Annotated in this window: 16 protein-coding genes; 8 read left to right on the top strand and 8 right to left on the bottom strand. The window is 65.1% G+C overall.

The genetic code is table 11. The annotated features are described in order from the left end of the window. Positions 1-148: 148 nt before the first annotated feature. Positions 149-1,081, bottom strand: a complete 933-nt coding sequence (locus HNR60_RS11790) for a peptidylprolyl isomerase (RefSeq protein WP_184257646.1) — start codon at positions 1,079-1,081, stop codon at positions 149-151. 341 nt (positions 1,082-1,422) lie between these two features. Between HNR60_RS11790 and secA the strand changes: the two genes are divergently transcribed. After that, positions 1,423-4,266 carry a preprotein translocase subunit SecA gene (gene secA, locus HNR60_RS11785; RefSeq protein ID WP_184257644.1) on the top strand — a complete coding sequence of 948 codons (2,844 nt, stop codon included), beginning with the start codon at positions 1,423-1,425 and terminating at the stop codon, positions 4,264-4,266. A gap of 623 nt (positions 4,267-4,889) precedes the next feature. Here the strand turns inward: secA and HNR60_RS11780 are convergent. The 5 genes from HNR60_RS11780 to HNR60_RS11760 all read right to left on the bottom strand — a co-directional run bounded on the left by HNR60_RS11780 (position 4,890) and on the right by HNR60_RS11760 (position 9,651). After that, on the bottom strand, positions 4,890-6,323 hold the full coding sequence (locus tag HNR60_RS11780) for a L,D-transpeptidase family protein (RefSeq protein WP_184257642.1): 1,434 nt from the start codon (positions 6,321-6,323) through the stop codon (positions 4,890-4,892). A gap of 306 nt (positions 6,324-6,629) precedes the next feature. Next, entirely contained in the window at positions 6,630-7,592 is a 963-nt protein-coding gene (locus HNR60_RS11775; RefSeq protein ID WP_184257640.1) for an acetyl-CoA carboxylase carboxyltransferase subunit alpha, read from the bottom strand. Positions 7,593-7,812: 220 nt separating this feature from the next. Further along, positions 7,813-8,427, bottom strand: a complete 615-nt coding sequence (locus tag HNR60_RS11770; protein WP_184257639.1) for a PadR family transcriptional regulator — start codon at positions 8,425-8,427, stop codon at positions 7,813-7,815. Positions 8,428-8,529: 102 nt separating this feature from the next. Beyond that, the gene (xerD, locus tag HNR60_RS11765) at positions 8,530-9,492 is read right to left on the bottom strand and encodes a site-specific tyrosine recombinase XerD (RefSeq protein WP_184257637.1); all 963 of its coding nucleotides are present in this window, start codon (positions 9,490-9,492) and stop codon (positions 8,530-8,532) included. Positions 9,493-9,504: 12 nt separating this feature from the next. Next, the gene (locus HNR60_RS11760; protein ID WP_184257635.1) at positions 9,505-9,651 is read right to left on the bottom strand and encodes a histidine kinase; all 147 of its coding nucleotides are present in this window, start codon (positions 9,649-9,651) and stop codon (positions 9,505-9,507) included. 174 nt (positions 9,652-9,825) lie between these two features. On the opposite strand from HNR60_RS11760, the gene HNR60_RS11755 reads away from it, so the two are divergent. The 3 genes from HNR60_RS11755 to HNR60_RS11745 are packed head-to-tail and all read left to right on the top strand — an operon-like array spanning position 9,826 to position 12,928. Then, positions 9,826-10,446 carry a shikimate kinase gene (locus tag HNR60_RS11755; protein ID WP_184257633.1) on the top strand — a complete coding sequence of 207 codons (621 nt, stop codon included), beginning with the start codon at positions 9,826-9,828 and terminating at the stop codon, positions 10,444-10,446. Next, entirely contained in the window at positions 10,443-11,591 is a 1,149-nt protein-coding gene (gene aroB / locus HNR60_RS11750; protein ID WP_184257630.1) for a 3-dehydroquinate synthase, read from the top strand. Before HNR60_RS11755 ends, aroB begins: the two co-directional genes overlap by 4 nt. Before the next feature lie 26 nt (positions 11,592-11,617). After that, positions 11,618-12,928 (top strand): HlyC/CorC family transporter, encoded by a 1,311-nt coding sequence (locus tag HNR60_RS11745; protein WP_184257628.1) that lies wholly within the window; start codon positions 11,618-11,620, stop codon positions 12,926-12,928. A 65-nt stretch (positions 12,929-12,993) separates the two neighbouring features. On the opposite strand, the gene HNR60_RS11740 is transcribed toward HNR60_RS11745, so the two are convergent. Next, a complete protein-coding gene (locus HNR60_RS11740) occupies positions 12,994-13,269 on the bottom strand; it encodes a BolA family protein (RefSeq protein WP_184257626.1) in 276 nt (91 codons plus the stop codon). A 108-nt stretch (positions 13,270-13,377) separates the two neighbouring features. Between HNR60_RS11740 and HNR60_RS11735 the strand changes: the two genes are divergently transcribed. Further along, complete coding sequence (locus HNR60_RS11735; protein ID WP_184257624.1) at positions 13,378-14,037, top strand: J domain-containing protein; 660 nt, start codon at positions 13,378-13,380, stop codon at positions 14,035-14,037. A gap of 24 nt (positions 14,038-14,061) precedes the next feature. Here the strand turns inward: HNR60_RS11735 and HNR60_RS11730 are convergent, their stop codons facing one another. Further along, positions 14,062-14,697 (bottom strand): VTT domain-containing protein, encoded by a 636-nt coding sequence (locus HNR60_RS11730; protein WP_184257622.1) that lies wholly within the window; start codon positions 14,695-14,697, stop codon positions 14,062-14,064. A 300-nt stretch (positions 14,698-14,997) separates the two neighbouring features. On the opposite strand from HNR60_RS11730, the gene cobS reads away from it, so the two are divergent. The 3 genes from cobS to cobT all read left to right on the top strand — a co-directional run bounded on the left by cobS (position 14,998) and on the right by cobT (position 18,546). Next, on the top strand, positions 14,998-15,993 hold the full coding sequence (gene cobS, locus HNR60_RS11725) for a cobaltochelatase subunit CobS (protein ID WP_184257620.1): 996 nt from the start codon (positions 14,998-15,000) through the stop codon (positions 15,991-15,993). A 123-nt stretch (positions 15,994-16,116) separates the two neighbouring features. Next, complete coding sequence (locus HNR60_RS11720; protein WP_184257618.1) at positions 16,117-16,617, top strand: DUF29 domain-containing protein; 501 nt, start codon at positions 16,117-16,119, stop codon at positions 16,615-16,617. A gap of 27 nt (positions 16,618-16,644) precedes the next feature. Continuing rightward, positions 16,645-18,546: a cobaltochelatase subunit CobT gene (gene cobT / locus HNR60_RS11715; RefSeq protein ID WP_184257617.1), complete on the top strand. Its 1,902-nt coding sequence runs from the start codon at positions 16,645-16,647 to the stop codon at positions 18,544-18,546. The last annotated feature ends 184 nt before the right edge of the window (positions 18,547-18,730 follow it).

The following is an 18,730-nucleotide window of genomic DNA, read 5'->3' as shown; positions in this document are numbered from 1 at the left end:
ATCACCTCCGCGCCACCGCGGGGAGGGCCGGTTGCGCGCAAAACGAAAAAGCCGGACGAGGGGTGCTGCGGCCGACCGCTGCGTTCCTCATCCGGCTCGCTTGCTTACGCGATGCCTCCCCGCAGGGGGAGAAGCCTCGCAGCGTCGGTTACTTCTTCGCCGGGGTCTTGGCGGCGTCGGGCTTTGCCGCCTCGGGCTTGGCGACTTCGGCCGGCTTCGCCGCATCGGTCTTGGCGGCGTCGGCCGGCTTGTCGAGCCGCTCGATCTTGGCGGTTTCGCGCAGCTTGGTGACGTAATCGGCCTGCGCCTTGCGGGTCACATAGGTCTCGATCTGCGCCTTGACCTGTTCGAAGTCCGGCGCCTTGCGGTTGCGCTTTTCTTCGACCTTGATGATGTGCCAGCCGAATTGCGACTTCACCGGATCGGAAATCTTGCCGGGCTCCAGCGCGAAGGCGACCGAAGAGAACTCCGGCACCATCTGGTCCTTGGTGAAGAAGCCGAGGTCGCCGCCGTCGGAGGCGCCGGGATCCTTGGACTTCTTCTTGGCGAGCTCGCCAAAATCGGCGCCCTTCTTCAGTTCCTCTTCGATCGCCTTGGCCTCGTCCTCGGTCTCCACCAGGATGTGGCGGGCGCGCACTTCGGTCTCGCTGGTGATCTGCTTGGCGGCGTCCTCATAGACCTTCTTCATCGCCACGTCGGTGGTCGCCGCCTTGCCTTCGACGGCCAACAGATTGTCCATCAACAGCCGGTTGCGGGCGAAGCCGAGCTTGGCCTTGAAGTCCTCGCGGTCGGCGATTTTCTTGTCTTCGGCGGCCTTGGCGACGATCTTGAGGTCGATCAGGAACGACAGCACGTTCTCGTTCTTGGTGGCGGGGTCCATCTGCGCCAGGCTCGGCCCGAGCTCCTCTTCGGCGACGGCGACGTCGCTCTGGCGGATTTCCTGGCCGTTGACCTTGGCGAGCACCGGATCGGCGTCCTGCGCGCGGACCGGCAGGCCGGCCAGCAGCAGGCAGCCGGTCATGGCGACGCCGGCCAGGCCGAAGCGCAGGCCCGGTTTGGAATGGAGCGGCAAAGAGGTCATGGAAAATCCTTATCTGCAAAGGCGGAATGTGCGGGGCGGCGGGACACTCGCCCAATCATGCCGCCTTGGCAACGCGCAAACTCTGTCAAAATCATGAATTTCCCGCCACGTCGGCGCGTTGACAACCCACTACCCCAGCCATATCTCTCCGCGATCGGACCGGCGCGACGGCAGGTGCCTGGCCGCGCCTGGGCCGCGAACTTTCGGATTGCTGGCTTTCCATTCATTTCGCGCCCGATCCCCAGAAAGGGATACCGGCCTCAAAGCGTCACGATGAGTTGATAGCGACGGGGTGAACGGACGATGGCTGCAACGCCGAACTGCAAAGACAGGAAATTGGTATGATCGGCGCGCTCGCCCGTAGGCTCTTCGGCTCCCCCAACGACCGCCGGATCAAGGCCTATCAACCCCGTGTGGAGGCCATCAACGCGCTGGAGCCCGAGCTCATCGCGTTGTCCGACGAGGCGCTGCGGGCGCGGACCGCGGAATTCCGCCAGCAACTGGCCGACGGCAAGACGCTCGACGACATTCTGGTGCCGGCGTTCGCCACGGTGCGCGAGGCCGCCAAGCGCACGCTCGGGCAGCGGCATTTCGACGTGCAGCTGATCGGCGGCATGGTGCTGCACGAGGGCGACATCGCCGAGATGAAGACCGGCGAAGGCAAGACCCTGGTCGCGACGCTTGCGGTCTATCTCAACGCGCTGGCCGGCAAGGGCGTCCACGTCGTCACCGTCAACGATTATCTGGCGCGGCGCGACTCCGCCTGGATGGGCGAGATCTACGGCTTCCTCGGCATGACCACCGGCGTCATCGTCCACGGTCTCGACGATCAGCAGCGCCAGGCCGCCTATGCCTGCGACATCACCTACGGCACCAACAACGAATACGGCTTCGACTATCTGCGCGACAACATGAAGTACCGGCTGGAGGACATGGTCCAGCGCGGCCACTACTACGCGATCGTCGACGAAGTCGACTCGATCCTGATCGACGAAGCCCGCACCCCGCTGATCATCTCCGGTCCGCTCGACGACCGTTCGGAATTCTACAACACCATCGACACCTTCATGCCGTCGCTCGACAAGGCGACCGATTACGAGGTCGACGAGAAGCAGCGCACCGTGACGCTGACCGAAGCCGGCATGGAGCACATCGAGGTGCTGTTGCGCGACGCCGGCCAGCTCAAGGGCGACTCGCTGTACGACGTCGAGAACGTCTCGGTGGTGCACCACGTCAACCAGGCGCTGCGCGCGCATTCGCTGTTCCAGCGCGACAAGGACTACATCGTCCGCGACGACGAAGTGGTGATCATCGACGAATTCACCGGCCGCATGATGCCGGGCCGGCGCTATTCCGAAGGCCTGCACCAGGCGCTGGAAGCCAAGGAACACGTCCAGGTCCAGCCGGAAAACCAGACCCTGGCCTCGATCACCTTCCAGAACTACTTCCGGATGTACGAAAAGCTGTCGGGCATGACCGGCACGGCGCTGACCGAAGCCGACGAATTGTTCGACATCTACAAGCTCGAAGTGGTCGAGATCCCGACCAACGTGCCGATCGCCCGTCTCGATGAAGACGATGAGGTGTATCGCACCCAGGGCGAGAAATACGCCGCGATCCTCGCCGAAGTGGAGCGCGCCAATTCGCGGCTGCAGCCGGTCTTGGTCGGCACCGCCTCGATCGAGAAGTCCGAGGTGCTCGGCGAGTATCTGAGGAAGCACGGCTACAAGCAGATCGACTTCACCGATCCGAAGGGCATGGAGAAGCTGTACGCCGCGGCCCGCGCGGGCAAGCCGGCCAAGCTGTTCGCGGTGCTGAACGCCCGCTTCCACGAGCAGGAAGCCTATATCGTCGCCGAAGCCGGCGTACCGGGCGCGATCACCATCGCCACCAACATGGCCGGCCGCGGCACCGACATCAAACTCGGCGGTTCGCTGGAGATGCGGATCCAGCACGAGACCGTCGGCATCACCGACGAGGCCGAGAAGGCCGCCAAGATCGAGCGCATCAAGGCCGACATCGAGCGGTTCCGCGAGATCGTGCTGAAGGCCGAAGAGACCGTCGAGATCGAGCCCGCCAAGGGCAACAGGCCGGCCAAGACCATCACCCGCCCGGGCGGTCTCTACATCATCGGCTCCGAACGCCACGAATCCCGCCGTATCGACAACCAGCTGCGCGGCCGGTCCGGCCGTCAGGGCGATCCCGGCCGCTCGAAGTTCTTCCTGTCGCTGGAAGACGATCTGATGCGGATCTTCGGCTCCGACCGGCTCGACACCATGCTGACAAGGCTCGGCCTGAAGGAAGGCGAGGCGATCATCCATCCCTGGATCAACAAGGCGCTGGAGAAGGCGCAGCAGAAGGTCGAGGCGCGCAACTTCGATATCCGCAAGAATTTGCTGAAGTTCGACAACGTCCAGAACGACCAGCGCAAGGAAATCTTCGATCACCGCGTCAGCCTGATGAAGGACGACAGCGTCGCCGAGACCGTCGCCGGGATGCGCCACGACTACATCGACGACATCGTCGCCAAGCACGTGCCGGAACACGCCTATGCCGAGCAGTGGGACGTCGCCGGGCTGAAGGAAGAGCTGGAGCGTGTGCTCGGGCTCGACCTGCCGGTCGACGAATGGGCCAAGGAAGAAGGCATCGCCGACGAGGAATTGCTGACCAGGATCGAGCAGCGCGTCGACGAGCACATGGCCGCCAAGGTGGCGCAGTGGGGCCCCGAGGTGATGCGCTACGCCGAGAAATCGATCCTGCTGCAGACGCTGGATCATCTGTGGCGCGAGCATCTGGTGATGCTCGACCATCTGCGCAACGTCATCGGCCTGCGCGGCTATGGCCAGCGCGACCCGTTGCAGGAGTACAAGTCGGAGGCCTTCGCGCTGTTCGAGGCGATGATCACGCATCTGCGCGAGGCGGTCACCGCGCAGCTGATGCGGGTCGAGATCGTGCCGCCGGAGCAGCCGCAGGAACTGCCGCCGATGGAAGGCCATAAGTTCAACGCCGACACCGGCGAGGACGAGATGGCGTTCGCCAACGTCTCGCTGGCGCCGGCGGACAATGCCGACAAGACCGCGCGCAATCCGAACGATCCTTCGACCTGGGGCAAGGTCGGCCGTAACGAGGATTGCCCCTGCGGCTCCGGCAAGAAGTACAAGCACTGCCACGGCAGGTACGCTTAAGTTAAGTGAGGCGTAGGACCTTAGCTCGGCGATATACGCCGGACGACGTTCGCCGATTTTTCGCCTGGAGCAATTGGCTCGACCATTTCGTGCTCAGGCCCTTGAGTCACATTGCTCCGTATTGGGAACTCCGGTGGGATCACGAAAAGAAATCGTACCGTCCTGAGCCCTTCAGTTTTGCCGCTGATATTAACGAAGTAATTGAGCTTGTTGCCTTATGTCCTCGCCCAGACGAATATCATCGCCACGAAGATGCTCTTGTTGAACATCTCTTGCGAGAGGCGAGGTGGCCTATACAGAAGAAAAGTGGTCGCTGGATTGGCTACGACTATGCTTGGATTCTTGAGCAGGGCGCGTTTCGAGATCTAAATCAAAGCGATTCAATCGCTGCGGCGTCTGGCCGTGTACATGCATCTCTTGAGCATGGACAATTGCATTTTGACGACATGGAAGACGGGCACCTCTCTATGTTGGCAGCCATTCTATCCAACATAATTTACCACCGCTGTTGTGACGGGTCATCTCTGCTGAAATCCGCAGATGACAGCACGTTGGGTGATGCCAGTAATTAAGCGATGAATGCGCTCGCGATTACTTCAAATAGATCCTGAGGAGCGCCCGCTTCAGCGCATCGCGGAGAAGCGGTTCTCGAAGGAATTGGCCGACACCACCGGCTGCGCGCCGGACAGCGTACCGCCGCGTGCGGGGGCGGACGGGGCGGCCGCATCGGCCGACGAGACCGACGGCTTCAGCGGCGGCCGGGCCGCGGCGACCTGATGCGGCGCGCTGCCCGGCTTGGCGGCCGGCGGCTTCACCGCGACCACCGAGGCCGGGCGGGCCGGCTCGCTGGCCGGCTTCGGGGCGACCACCAGCTTCGGCTTGGCGGGCGCCGTCGTAGCGGTGGTTTCGCTGCTGCTCTTTTGCGCCAGATTGTTGAGCAAGCCCTGCGACGGCGAGGCGGCGCGGCTGTTGGCGAGCTGCTCGGCCTCTTCGGACGCGGTCGCCACGGTGGCCTTCGGCGGATTGACATGCGCCGGGATGGTGCCGGGCGCGCGGGCGAAGGCGGTCTGCAGCCCCGGGGCATCCGGCTCCGACAGCCCGGTCGCGCCGTCGGGAATCTTCGAGGCGAAGATCCGGTTCATGCCGCCGTCGATGTCGGGCCGGCGCTGCGCCACCGGAATGCCCTTGGCGACCAGTTCGGCGGTCTTGACGTCGTCCTGACGCTGCTTCTGCCGCACCGCGTCGGCGATCTCGCTCGGGATCACATAGGCCGGGCATTTCGCCGCGGCGTTGAACGCCAGCGGCCTCGAGGCGTTCGGCGGCGCGGCCGGATCGAACACGTATTTGGCTTCGCAGAACTCGACCTTCGGCTCCTGCCGCGTCACTTCGAAATGATCGTAGCCTTCCTTGATCATCTTCCAGAACGGCATGTTCGGGTTGTCGCGGTGCTTCGCCATGTTCACCGGCGTCATCTTGAACGGATAGGCCTGCAGCTGGAACGCGCGCTGGCCGCCGAAGAAGGATTCGCGGCCGAGCGAATAGATCTCGGCGATCTGTTCGTCGGTCATCGCGTAGCAGCCGCGCGACGAGCAGTCGCCATGCACCATCAGCTGCGAGCCGGTGCGGCCGAGCGCCTTGTCGAAGGCGTTGGGGTAGCCGGTGTTGAACGACAGGTAATAGGCCGACTGCGGATTCATCTGCGCCGGGGTGATGTTGTAGAAGCCCTCGGGCGCCTGGCGGTCGCCCTCGCGCACCTTCGGGCCGAGATCGCCGGACCAGCGGCAGATCGGATAGGTTTTCAACAGCGCGAACTGGCCGGAGCGGGTCTGCTTCCAGACCTCGAGCTCGGCCTCCTGCTTGAACAGCCGCACCAGCATCGGCGCCTGCAGGTCCATGTCCTTGGCCTGCATCTCGGCGATCAGCTTCGGCGACACCGGCTGGTTGGCCTTGGCGTTGTTGGCCAGCGAAATCTCGTCGCTGTTGCAGCCGGCGAGCATGACACCAGTGGCAAGCGCAACCGACGTCACCAGCGCGCGAACGAGCGTGCGATCAATCAAGGTAAAGCTCCGCAGCCGATCGGGGCATCGTCCCGGAATTTGAGACGATCTGTCCGCCGCCGTGAAGCAATTATTATCCTTAAGCCCCCCGGGTCGCAAGCCGATCAGGCCGACCCGGCGGGCCGCAGGGCCGCCATGGTGAATAGAGGCTGAAGATTTCGCCGAGCTGATAACCGTCGCGAACGAAGCGGCTTGCCTAGAAAAAGCCGCGATTGCGCTGAGCGCCGCAGATGAATACTTCGGTTGAACTTGCCGGTGGCGACGAACGCTCGCCGAAACGCTGAAATCGCGATCGCAGCGCGCGACTCAGCCGAGCTTGCGGCCGATATCGAGAAACTTCTGCCGCCGCTGCGCGCGGATCGCGGCGCCGTCGAGGTCGCGCATGTCGCCGAACGCCTTGGCGATGGCGTCGCCGGTCTTGGCGATCATCGCTTCGGGATCGCGATGCGCGCCGCCGCGCGGTTCGGTGAGGATGCTGTCGATCACGCCGAACCGCGCCAGATCCTGCGCGGTGATCTTCATCGAGGTCGCGGCTTCCTGGGCCTTGGCGGAATCCCGCCACAGGATCGAGGACGCGGCTTCCGGCGAGATCACGCTGTAGATCGCGTGTTCCAGCATCAAGACCTTGTTGGCGGTGGCGATCGCGATGGCGCCCCCGGAGCCGCCCTCACCGATCACCACGGCGACATTCGGGACGGTCAGCGACAGACAAGCGTCGGTCGAGCGCGCGATCGCCTCGGCCTGGCCGCGTTCCTCGGCGCCGATGCCGGGGTAGGCGCCGGCGGTATCGACCAGCGACAGCACCGGAATGCCGAAGCGGTCGGCCATTTCCATCAGGCGCACCGCCTTGCGGTAGCCTTCCGGACGCGCCATGCCGAAATTGTGCTTCAGCCGGGTCTCGGTCGAGGAGCCCTTCTCCTGGCCGAGCACGCAAATGCTCTCGCCACGGAAGCGGCCGAAGCCGCCGATCAGCGCTTCGTCGTCGCCGAATTTGCGGTCGCCGGCGAGCGGGGTGAAATCGGCGATCAGCGCCTCGACGTAATCGATGCAGTGCGGCCGCTGCGGATGCCGCGCCACCTGGGTCTTCTGCCACGGCGTCAGCGCGACGTAGAGATCGGTCAGCGCCTGCTGCGCCTTCTCCTCCATCCGCGCGATTTCCTCGCCGATGTTGCTGCCGGAGGCCGCCAACGCCCGCAATTCGTCGATCTTGGAATCGAGTTCCGCAACCGGCTTTTCGAAATCCAGGTAACTGCGCATCGGTTCGGGCATGGGGTGCATTCGGAGAGTTGCAAAGGGAAAAGCGAAATCGCGGCAAACGCCGACCTTTCGGGCTTTTCAAGCCAAATGCCGCGCCAAGTCAAGCGGCGGCGACCCTAGCAATTGCGCTACGGCGCAGGATTGATGCGAATGCTTGGCGCGTTTGCGTCACTATGCTTGCGGATCGCGGAGAACCGGCCGAGCGATGCGCCGCTCGGCCAGTTGCTTTTGGTCAGAGCCGCTCGATCTTCTGCGCGGCCTCGTCGATCAGCGCCACCGCCGCGAGCAGCTTCTCCTTGTCGAGCCCCTCGCCGAGCCGATGCATCAGCACGCTGCGCAGATTGTGCATGGCGCGGCGCACCGGGACGGCATCGACCCGCTCGCGCATTGCGCCGAGCGCTGCAAGCCGCGCCAGCATGGCGGCGACCTCGGTCGCCTGTTCGGCGAGATGCGCGGTGCCGTCCGGCGTGACGGCGAACTGCTTGCGGGCGCCCTCGGCCGATTGCTCGGCGATCAGGCCCATGTCGCTGAGCAGCGTCAGCGTCGGATAGACGATGCCGGGGCTCGGCGCATAGGCGCCGCCGGTCAATTCCTCGACCGCGCGGATCAGGTCGTAGCCGTGCCGCGGCTTGTCGGCGATCAGCTTCAACAGCACCAGCCGCAGCTCGGCGCCGTCGAACCGGCGCCGGCGCCCGCCGCCGTGGCCGCGGTCGTCGCCCTGGAAGTCTTCGGGACCGTCGCCGCGGCCGTAGCGCCCGCCGCCGCGCGGGCCGGCGTGATGGTGATGGCATCCGTCGCCGCGACCATGGCGACCTTGCGGGTGGGGTTCGTGATGAAAACCAAACATTTCAAGTCCTTTGTGCGTTTATGATTGTTCTGAGATATATCATAAAAATCGGCAAAGCAAGAGATATGATATATCACGACCGTATTTTAATGGGAGACTTGGCTACGGCTTGTCGGCCAGCGGGTGCAGATCGCGCACCAGGCTCTTGAGCCGTTCTTCGACCACATGGGTGTAGATCTGCGTGGTCGATATATCGGTGTGGCCGAGCAGGGCCTGCACGATGCGGAGGTCGGCGCCGTTGTGCAAAAGGTGGCTGGCAAAGGCGTGGCGCAGCACGTGCGGGCTGACCAGCCGCGGCGACAGCCCGGCGGCGCCGGCGAGCTCTTTCAGCTCGCGGGCAAAGTGCTGCCGGGTGAGATGGCCGCTTTCGCCGAACGACGGAAACAGCCATTTCGAGGCGCTGGCGTTGCTGGCTTTCTCTTTTCGCAGCTCATCGAGCGCCGCGAGATAGCCCGCCATCGCCTGCTTGGAGGATTCGTTGAGCGGCACCAGCCGCTCCTTGTTGCCCTTGCCGCGCACGACGATCATCCGGGCGTCGCGCCGCGCCGCCGACAACGGCAGCGACACCAGCTCGGAGACCCGCAGCCCGGTCGCGTAGAGCACTTCCAGCAGGCAATACAGCCGCGCCGCCCGCAACCGCTGCTGGGTGTTGGCCTGCGGCGTCTCGATCAGATCCTTGGCGTGCTGCAGCAGCCGGTCGACGTCGGCGATCGACAGCACCTTCGGCAGGCCGCGGCCGCGTTTCGGCCCGGACAGGATCGCGGCCGGATCGTCGGCGCGGATCCGTTCGGTCAACAGGAAGCGAAACAGGTGCCGGAACGCCGACAATTTCCGCGCCACGCTGGTCGATTTGTAGCCGCGCTCGTCGAGATCGGCGAGATAGCCGCGCAGCACCTCGGTGTCGGCGGCGACGAAGCTCGACTTGGCGTGGCCGAGGAAATCCGACAGATCGGTGAGGTCGCTGCGATAGGCGTCGAGCGTGTTCTTGCCGGCGCCCTGTTCGGCGGCGATCATGTCGAGGAACAGCTCGATCAGCCGGGCGTCGGAATTTTTGCCGGGCGGCATGGCGGGCCCACGCTATTTCTTGAGAAACTTGTCGGCCTGGATCGTGACGGTCATTTCCCGCGGCTTCGGGGTGACGAAATTGGCCAGCGCGAAGATCGCACCGTAAATCAGCCCGCCGATCACCGCGACTATGGTCAGAAAGCGGAACAGACTGGGCATCAAGGGTCTCGGCGCGGGGGCAGCAAGAAGGCGGTCGGGCGGCGGCTGACGATGACCATGTTCGTTCCCAGGTTGCAAGAGTCTCTGGCAACGCCGCCGACTGCGGGAGTATAGGTGGGCCGGGCCGCCCAGCGCGGCGCCAACAGCTTCATTTGATTGCGGGTTCTTGCATTGATGTCCGAGACGGTGCCCTCCGCCAGCCCGCCCACCGCCGCCGAGGCCGCGATCGTCGCGGCGCTCGGGCGGCGCCCGATCGTGCTGGTCGGCATGATGGGGGCCGGCAAGTCCACGGTCGGACGGCGGCTGGCGACCCGGCTGCATCTGCCGTTCGTCGATGCCGACACCGAAATCGAGACCGCGGCCGGCATGACCATCGCCGATATCTTCGCCAACCATGGCGAGCCGTATTTTCGCGACGGCGAGGCGCGGGTGATCGCGCGGCTGCTGGACAACGGCCCGCAGGTGCTGGCGACCGGCGGCGGCGCCTTCATGCGCGAGGAGACCAGGCAGCGGATCGCCGCCCAGGCGGTGTCGCTGTGGCTGCACGCCGAGGCCGACGTCATCATGCGCCGGATCAAACGCCGCGCCGATCGCCCCTTGCTGAAAACCCCCGACCCCGCCGCCACCATCGACCGGCTGATCGCCGAGCGCTATCCGGTCTATCAAAGCGCCGACCTCACCATCGCGTCGCGCGACGTGCCGCACGAAAAGATCGTCGACGAATGCGTCGAGGCGTTGCACGCCCATCTTGGCCGCGGCGCTGTCGTCGCCTCAACCACGAGTCCCTCATCATGACCGCGCAGCTCAACCCCTCCGCCCCGATCACCGTCGAGGTCGCGCTCGGCGACCGCGGCTACGACATCGTGATCGGCCGCGACGTGCTGCGCTCGCTCGGGACCCGCATCGCGGCGTTGCGGCCCGGCGCCCGCACCGCGATCGTCACCGACCGCACCGTCGCCGCCAGCTGGCTGGCGCAGACCCAGGAGGCGCTCGACGATGTCGGCATCGTCTCGTTCCCGATCGTGGTCGAGGGCGGCGAGGGCTCGAAGAGCTATGCCGGCTTGCAGCAAGTCTGCGAGGCGCTGATTGCCGCGAAGATCGAGCGCAACGACCTGGTGATTGCGCTCGGCGGCGGCGTGGTCGGCGATCTCGCCGGCTTTTCCGCCTCGATCGTGCGCCGCGGTCTCGATTTCGTGCAGGTGCCGACCTCGCTATTGGCGCAGGTGGATTCCTCCGTCGGCGGCAAAACCGGGATCAATTCGCCGCACGGCAAGAATCTGGTCGGCGCGTTTCATCAGCCGGTGTTGGTGATCGCCGACACCGCGGTGCTCGACACGCTGTCGCCGCGTCAGTTCCGCGCCGGCTATGCCGAGGTCGCAAAATACGGCGCGCTCGGCGACGAGGCGTTCTTCGCCTGGCTGGAGGCCAATCACGCCGATATCGTCCGCGGCGGCTCAGCTCGCGAACACGCCATCGCCACCTCCTGCCGCGCCAAGGCGGCGATCGTGGCGCGTGACGAGCGCGAGACCGGCGAGCGCGCGCTGCTCAACCTCGGCCACACTTTCGGCCACGCGCTGGAGGCCGCCACCGGCTTCTCCGACCGGCTGTTCCATGGCGAAGGCGTCGCGGTCGGCATGGTGCTGGCGGCTGAATTTTCCGCCGAGCGCGGCATGCTGGCGGCTGACGCCGCGAAGCGGCTGTCGCATCATCTCGCCGAGGTCGGGCTGCCGACCCGGCTGCAGGACATCGCCGGCTTGGCGCAGGAGGGCCTGGCCGACGCCGACGCCCTGATGGCGCTGATGGCGCAGGACAAGAAGGTCAAGCGCGGCCGTCTCACCTTCATTCTGCTGGAAGCGATCGGCCGCGCGGTGATCGCCAACGACGTCGAGCCGCAGCCGGTTCGCGATTTTCTGGCGCGCAAGCTCGCGGACAAGATTTGAGCGCCAAACCAGAGCAGTAATTGAAGATGGAATGGATCACATTCGGCATCGTGCTGGCCTGCCTGGTCGGCTCGGCGTTCTTCTCCGCTTCCGAAACCGCGCTGACCGGCTCGTCGCGCGCCAGCATGATGCGGCTCGCCAGCCAGGGCAGCCGCGAGGCCGGCGTGGTCGGCGAATTGTTCGCGATGCGCGAGCGGATGATCGGCGCGCTCTTGCTCGGCAACAACATCTTCAACATCGGCGCCTCGGCGCTGGCGACCGGGCTGTTCACCGCCTGGTTCGGCGAACTCGGCGTGCTCTACGCCACCGGGGTGATGACCGTGGTGGTGGTGATCTTCGCCGAAGTGCTGCCGAAGACCATCGCGATCAACGCGCCGGACCGGGTGTCGCTGCTGGTGGCGCGGCCGATGCGGCTGATGGTGCTGGTGCTCGGTCCGCTCTTGCGGGTGATCGAAGGCATCGTGCGGGTGTTGATGAACCTGCTCGGCATCCGGATCGGCGCCAACCAGCCGCTGCTGTCGCCGACCGAACGGCTGCGCGGCGCGGTCGAACTGATCCATCACGAGGGCGGCGTCGCCAAGCAGGACCGTGACATGCTGGGCGGCCTGCTGGACCTCAGCGAGTTGCAGGTGTCCGACGTCATGGTGCATCGCACCGAGATGGTGATGATCAACGCCGATCTGCCGCCCGAGGAATTGGTGCGCGAAGTGCTGGCGACCGAATACACCCGCATTCCGCTATGGCGCGACAAGCCGGAAAACATCATCGGCGTGCTGCACGCCAAGGACCTGCTGCGGGCGATCCGCGCCGCCGACGGCGAGACCGACAACATCGACGTCACCACCATCGCGCTGCCGCCGTGGTTCGTGCCGGAAATGCGCCCGGTGTCGGAACAACTGAAGGCGTTCCGCAGCCGCAAGACCCATTTCGCGCTCGTCGTCGACGAATACGGCGAAGTCGAAGGCATGGTGACGCTGGAAGACATTCTGGAAGAGATCGTCGGCGACATCGCCGACGAGCACGACGTGGTGTTCGCAGGCGTCCGCGCCCAGCCCGACGGCTCGGTGGTGGTCGACGGCTCGGTGCCGATCCGCGATCTCAACCGCGCGATGGATTGGCATTTGCCGGACGAGGAGGCCACCACGGTCGCCGGCCTGGTGATCCACGAGGCGCGCTCGATTCCGGAGCGCGGCCAGAGCTTCACCTTTCACGGCTTTCGGTTCCGGGTGCTGCGCCGCGAGCGCAATCGCATCACCGCGCTGCGCATCGTGCCGGTGCTACGCGAGGGCGAGGCCGACGGCGACGACAAGCCCAAGCGCGCCGTGACAGGGTTCTGATCGCGGCGCCAGCCATGAGGTTGCGGCGAAGATGCCGCCGCAAATCGTTTCAGCGCCGGTTGATGCTAAGCCCCGGCCTCGCCCGGCGCCTGCGCCTTGATCGCCAGCGCGTGCAGCTGACCGGCGAGTTCCGCAGCGAGCGCGGTGTTGATCATGCGGTGGCGCTCGACCCGGCTCTTGCCTTCGAACGCCGGCGACACGATGTTGACCCTGAAATGGGTCTCGCCGCCATGACGGTGCCCGGAATGACCCTCATGAAGATGTGATTCGTCGATCACGTCGAGACGCTGCGGAGCGAAAGCTTCGCTCAACTTCTTTGTAATATCGTCTTTTGCGCTCATGTCGTCGCCTTACGTGGTGAGCCGAGTGACGTCAACCGCGTATCAACCTGTCAGGGAATCGCAATGTCAAGACTTGAAGCATTTCGCGTTGCGTTGTCATAGTCGGCCATGGCGATCGATTCCTCAAAATTCTTCGACAGTATCCGCATCAAGCCGAACAAGCTGAGCGCGAAGCAGCAAGCGGCGGCGCGCGAGGCCGCGGTGATGTGCGAAGCCCCGGGCTGTGCCAACAAGGGGCCGCATCGCGCGCCGAAGGGCCGCGGCGCCGAGAAGGAATACTGGCACTTCTGTCTCAACCACGTCCGCGAATACAACCAGGGCTATAATTTTTTCCAGGGCATGGCTGCCGATGCGGTGGCGCGTTATCAGAAAGACGCGCTGACCGGGCATCGCCCGACCTGGAAGATGGGCGCCAACGGCACCAAGGGCAAAGGCAAGTCCGCCGAAGCCGATCTGGAAGCCGCCGCAGATCCGTTCCACATGTTCAGCGAACTCAACGGCCGCGGCCGCTGGCGTCCGGGTCCCGGCTCCGCCGCCGAGGAACCGAAGCCGGAAACGCGCAAAGTCTTTAACGCCGAGCGTAAGGCGCTGCAGGTGATGGGGCTCGGCGCCGACGCCACGCTGGAAACCGTGAAGGCGAAGTACAAGGCGCTGGTCAAGCAGCATCACCCCGACGCCAACGGCGGCGACCGTTCCACCGAGGATCGCCTCATCGAGATCATCAAGGCGTACAACTACCTGAAGACGGTGGTCCGCGGCGCGAGCTGAGGTCGGCTTGCGCGCTCCGCGTCGTCAGGCGTCGTGGCTGGCCAGATTGCTCTTTCGCCACCAGCGAAACGCCCACACTGCAAGCGCCAAGGTCGCAACCACGCCGGCCACGACCGGCAGCCAGTGATGGATCCGCAAGCCGCCCGACTTTTCCAACTCGGTCGCCGCGAACACGCCGGGCAGCACATGCGCCGGCGCCCATAATAGAATCGCCGGAATATTCACCGCGAAGAACCGCGCTGGCGATAGCCCCAACGCGCCGGCGGTGACCGGCACGAAGGCGCGGATCGGCGGCACGAAGCGGGCGAAGAACACCGCCCACATGCCGAAGCGCTTGAAGAATGCCTCGCTGCGCGCCACCAGCTCCGGATAGCGCGACATCGGCCAGGCGCCGAGGATCTGGCGCTGCTCGCGATGCCCGATCCAGTACGCAGTGCCGTCGCCGATCAGCGCCCCGGCGGCCGCCGAGGCCAGCACCGGCACGAGCTCGAGCTGCCCGCCCGGCACCAGCGCGCTCAACGCCAGGATGATGGTCGAGCCCGGAATCAGCGAGCCGAGGATCGGCACGGCTTCCAACAGAGCTACGAGAAACAGCGTCAGATAGGCCCAGCCGGCATGGTGGCCGGCGAAAGCGATCAATTGGTCGAGGAAAGCGCTCACGTGACCCCCGTTCGGCGATGGCGCAGGCCTGACTGCGGCCTGGAGGGCGGCATGTGCGCACGCGGGGAAAAGCCGCTGCCGCCGATCGCGTTCCGCCCGGAATGGCTGGCAAATCCTCCGCGATTCGCAAGGCAGCCTGGCAAATTTCGCGCTGTGTGCTTATCTTGATGATATCGCAGCGGAACTTTGATGCTCCGACGGGCTTCTGCCAATCGCGGCTCTCTGCTAGGTTTGCCGAAGCACTCAACCGCAGCAACATGCTTATCCGGTCCCGGGCGCGTCCGGGACCACGGAGGATTGATGACCGCCGCCATGACGACCTCGCAGGAGCCCGCCGGATTGCCCGACATGAAGGTGTCGGTGCGGCAGGTGTTCGGCATCGATAGTGATCTTGAAGTTCCGGCCTATTCCGAAGTCGACGCCCACGTCCCGGATGTCGATGCCGATTACCGCTTCGACCGCGCCACCACGCTGGCGATTCTCGCCGGTTTTGCCAAAAACCGCCGCGTCATGGTCACCGGCTTCCACGGCACCGGCAAGTCGACCCATATCGAGCAGGTCGCGGCCCGGCTGAACTGGCCCTGCGTGCGCGTCAATCTCGACAGCCACATCAGCCGCATCGATCTGGTCGGCAAGGACTCCATCGTGGTGCGCGACGGCAAGCAGGTCACCGAATTCCGCGACGGCATCCTGCCCTGGGCGCTGCAGCACAACGTCGCCTTGGTGTTCGACGAATACGACGCCGGTCGTCCCGACGTGATGTTCGTGATCCAGCGCGTGCTGGAAGTCTCCGGCCGCCTCACGCTGCTCGACCAGAACAAGGTGATCAAGCCGCATCCGGCGTTCCGGCTGTTCTCCACCGCCAACACCATCGGTCTCGGCGACACCTCCGGGCTCTATCACGGCACCCAGCAGATCAACCAGGGCCAGATGGACCGCTGGTCGATCGTCACCACGCTGAACTACCTGCCGCACGACGAGGAAGTCGAAATCGTGCTGGCGAAAGCGGTGCACTACCGCAACCCGGAAGGCCGCGACATCACCAACAAGATGGTGCGGCTCGCCGATCTGACCCGCAACGCCTTCGCCAACGGCGATCTGTCGACGGTGATGAGCCCACGCACCGTGATCACCTGGGCGGAAAACGCCGAGATCTTCGGCGACGTCGGCTTCGCCTTCCGCGTCACCTTCCTCAACAAATGCGACGAGCTGGAGCGCCCGCTGGTGGCGGAATTCTATCAACGCTGCTTCAACGCCGAATTGCCGGAAAGCTCGGTCAACGTGGCGATGAGCTGAGGTTCTAGCCCTCTCCCCTCGTGGGAGAGGCAGTCTTCGCGAAGCGAAGCCGGGTGAGGGGCGAATTGCGCCGTTGAGCCGGCGGCGTAGCCCGGTTGATCACGGCGCGTCTGAGGATTGGCGATGACCACGAGTTTAAAGATCCGCTCTCCGTCGACCACGCCTTTGGTCGCGTCGCCGCGCTACGAAGACGATGTCTACGGCTGGGTCGAACATCAAGTCGCGCTGTTGAAGGCCGGTCGGCTGTCCGAGATCGATGCGGACAACATTGCCGAGGAATTGTCCGACGTGGGGCGCGATCAGTACAACAGATTGGAAAGTGCGTTGCGCGTATTGATGCTGCATCTTCTGAAATGGGACCATCAAGCGACGCATCGTTCGCGAAGTTGGGTGCGCTCCATCGAGGTCCAGAGGAAACAGATCGCACGCCTCCTGCGGGAAAATCCGAGCCTCAAGCCGCGTATTCCGGAAGCCACCAGGGAAGCCTACGATGACGCGCGCGGCGGTGCAGCTTTTGAAACCAGCCTCGCGGAGGCAAACTTTCCGACAGATTGCCCCTACGACTGGTCTGTCATTACGACCCGCTTCGTCGAGTTCGACGATCAGCGATCGCCGAAAGATTGACATGTTGCTGGAGCGTCGCGCGATCACATGACCACATCCAACACCAAATTCCGCGGCAACTCCCGTGAAGCGCCGACCGAGCCGTTCAAGCGCGCGGTGACCTCCTGCCTGCGCGCGATCGCCAAATCGCCGGAGCTCGAAGTCACCTTCGCCGCCGAACGCCCCGGGCTGTCACCCGGCAAGGCCCGGCTGCCGGAGCCGGCGCGCAAGATGAGCAAGCGCGACGCCGCGATCGTGCGCGGCCACGCCGATTCCATCGCGTTGAAGCTCGCCTGCCACGACGCCAAGCTGCATCGCAAATTGATGCCGGGCAATCCGCAGGCGCGCGGCGTGTTCGAAGCCGTCGAGCAGGCCCGGGTGGAAGCGCTCGGCTCGCGCCGCATGGCCGGCGTGGCGAAGAACCTCGGCGCGATGCTCGACGATCACTTCCACCGCGGCAAGTTCGACGAGATCACCGACCGCGCCGACGCGCCGCTGGCGGATGCGCTGGCGATGCTGGTGCGCGAACGCCTGACCGGGCTCGCGCCGCCCGCCGCGGCGAAGAAGATGGTCGACCTCTGGCGCCCGGTGCTGGAAGACAAGATCGGCCCCCGACTCGACCGGCTGGAGCGGTTTGCCGAGGACCAGACCAAGTTCGGCGACGCGATCCACGATCTGTTGCAGGCGCTGGAGCTCGGCGACGATCGCAATGCCGACGCCGACGATGAGGAGAGCGAAGACGACAACCAGCAGGGCGAGAACGACCAGTCCGGCGCCGAAGGCTCGCCCGATAGCGACGCCGCGCAGGAGATGAGCGCCGACCAGGCCGAGGCGTCGTCCGAAGAGATGTCGGATAGCGCCATGGAGAGCGCGCAGGCCTCGATGAGCGACGCCTTCGACGACGGCGAACTCGGCGACGACGAGACCCCGGGCGAGGCGACGCGACCGAATTCGCGCGGCGGCAACGAGCCGCGCGGCCCGGAATATCACGCGTTTGCGCCGAAATTCGACGAGGTGGTCGCCGCCGAAGACCTCTGCGACCACGACGAATTGGAGCGGCTGCGCAGCTATCTCGACAAGCAGCTGGCGCACCTGCAGGGCATCGTCGCGCGGCTCGCCAACCGACTTCAAAGGCGTCTCATGGCGCAGCAGAACCGCGCCTGGGATTTCGATCTGGAAGAAGGCGTGCTCGATCCGGCGCGGCTGTCGCGGGTGGTCACCGACCCGTTCCATCCGCTGTCGTTCATGAGCGAGAAGGAAGCCACCTTCCGCGACACCGTGGTGACGCTGCTGCTGGACAATTCCGGTTCGATGCGCGGCCGTCCGATTACCGTGGCGGCGACCTGCGCCGACATTCTGGCGCGAACCCTGGAGCGCTGCGGCGTCAAGGTGGAGATTCTCGGCTTCACCACGCGGGCCTGGAAGGGCGGGCAGTCGCGCGAGGCGTGGCTTGCCGCCGGCAAGCCGGCGTCGCCGGGCCGGCTCAACGATCTGCGCCACATCATCTACAAGTCGGCCGATGCCCCCTGGCGTCGCGCGCGAAAAAATCTCGGGCTGATGATGCGCGAGGGGCTGCTGAAGGAGAACATCGACGGCGAGGCGCTGGATTGGGCGCACAAGCGGCTGCTCGGCCGAAGCGAGCAGCGCAAGATCCTGATGATGATTTCCGACGGCGCCCCGGTCGACGATTCCACGCTGTCGGTCAATCCCGGCAACTATCTGGAACGCCACCTGCGCCACATCATCGAGGAGATCGAGACCCGCTCGCCGGTCGAACTGATCGCGATCGGCATCGGTCACGACGTGACGCGCTACTATCGTCGCGCGGTGACCATCGTCGATGCCGAAGAACTCGGCGGCGCGATCACCGAAAAGCTCGCCGAATTGTTCAGCGAGACCGCGGCGCCGCCGACCGGGCCGGGTCGGCGCAAGCGCCGGCTGCATTCGTAAGCGCGGTTCATCAATCGAAATGCCGAACTTGCCGCAAGCACGACCTCACCTCTCCCCGCTCTTCGCGGGGAGAGGTCGGCGCGTAGCGCCGGGTGAGCGACTATCTGGCGTGTCAAGTTGCATTAGCGTATTCGGCTCGCGCATCGCGCGCTTTGGCGTTGAGGCGGACCAGGAGTTTGCGCGC

Source organism: Rhodopseudomonas rhenobacensis, assembly GCF_014203125.1.
Classification (GTDB): Bacteria; Pseudomonadota; Alphaproteobacteria; order Rhizobiales; family Xanthobacteraceae; genus Rhodopseudomonas_A; species Rhodopseudomonas_A rhenobacensis.
This window is presented reverse-complemented; position numbering and strand designations above follow the sequence as displayed.

Bases quoted from the DNA above. Each gene is read 5' to 3' on its own strand.
- xerD (WP_184257637.1), bottom strand. From the start codon at position 9,492: ATGCCGCCCGGCAAAAATTCCGACGCCCGGCTGATCGAGCTGTTCCTC.
- cobT (WP_184257617.1), top strand. From the start codon at position 16,645: ATGACCACATCCAACACCAAATTCCGCGGCAACTCCCGTGAAGCGCCG.
- HNR60_RS11740 (WP_184257626.1), bottom strand. From the start codon at position 13,269: ATGAGCGCAAAAGACGATATTACAAAGAAGTTGAGCGAAGCTTTCGCT.
- cobS (WP_184257620.1), top strand. From the start codon at position 14,998: ATGACCGCCGCCATGACGACCTCGCAGGAGCCCGCCGGATTGCCCGAC.
- HNR60_RS11735 (WP_184257624.1), top strand. From the start codon at position 13,378: ATGGCGATCGATTCCTCAAAATTCTTCGACAGTATCCGCATCAAGCCG.
- secA (WP_184257644.1), top strand. From the start codon at position 1,423: ATGATCGGCGCGCTCGCCCGTAGGCTCTTCGGCTCCCCCAACGACCGC.
- aroB (WP_184257630.1), top strand. From the start codon at position 10,443: ATGACCGCGCAGCTCAACCCCTCCGCCCCGATCACCGTCGAGGTCGCG.
- HNR60_RS11755 (WP_184257633.1), top strand. From the start codon at position 9,826: ATGTCCGAGACGGTGCCCTCCGCCAGCCCGCCCACCGCCGCCGAGGCC.
- HNR60_RS11770 (WP_184257639.1), bottom strand. From the start codon at position 8,427: ATGTTTGGTTTTCATCACGAACCCCACCCGCAAGGTCGCCATGGTCGC.
- HNR60_RS11745 (WP_184257628.1), top strand. From the start codon at position 11,618: ATGGAATGGATCACATTCGGCATCGTGCTGGCCTGCCTGGTCGGCTCG.
- HNR60_RS11760 (WP_184257635.1), bottom strand. From the start codon at position 9,651: ATGCCCAGTCTGTTCCGCTTTCTGACCATAGTCGCGGTGATCGGCGGG.
- HNR60_RS11720 (WP_184257618.1), top strand. From the start codon at position 16,117: ATGACCACGAGTTTAAAGATCCGCTCTCCGTCGACCACGCCTTTGGTC.
- HNR60_RS11790 (WP_184257646.1), bottom strand. From the start codon at position 1,081: ATGACCTCTTTGCCGCTCCATTCCAAACCGGGCCTGCGCTTCGGCCTG.
- HNR60_RS11775 (WP_184257640.1), bottom strand. From the start codon at position 7,592: ATGCCCGAACCGATGCGCAGTTACCTGGATTTCGAAAAGCCGGTTGCG.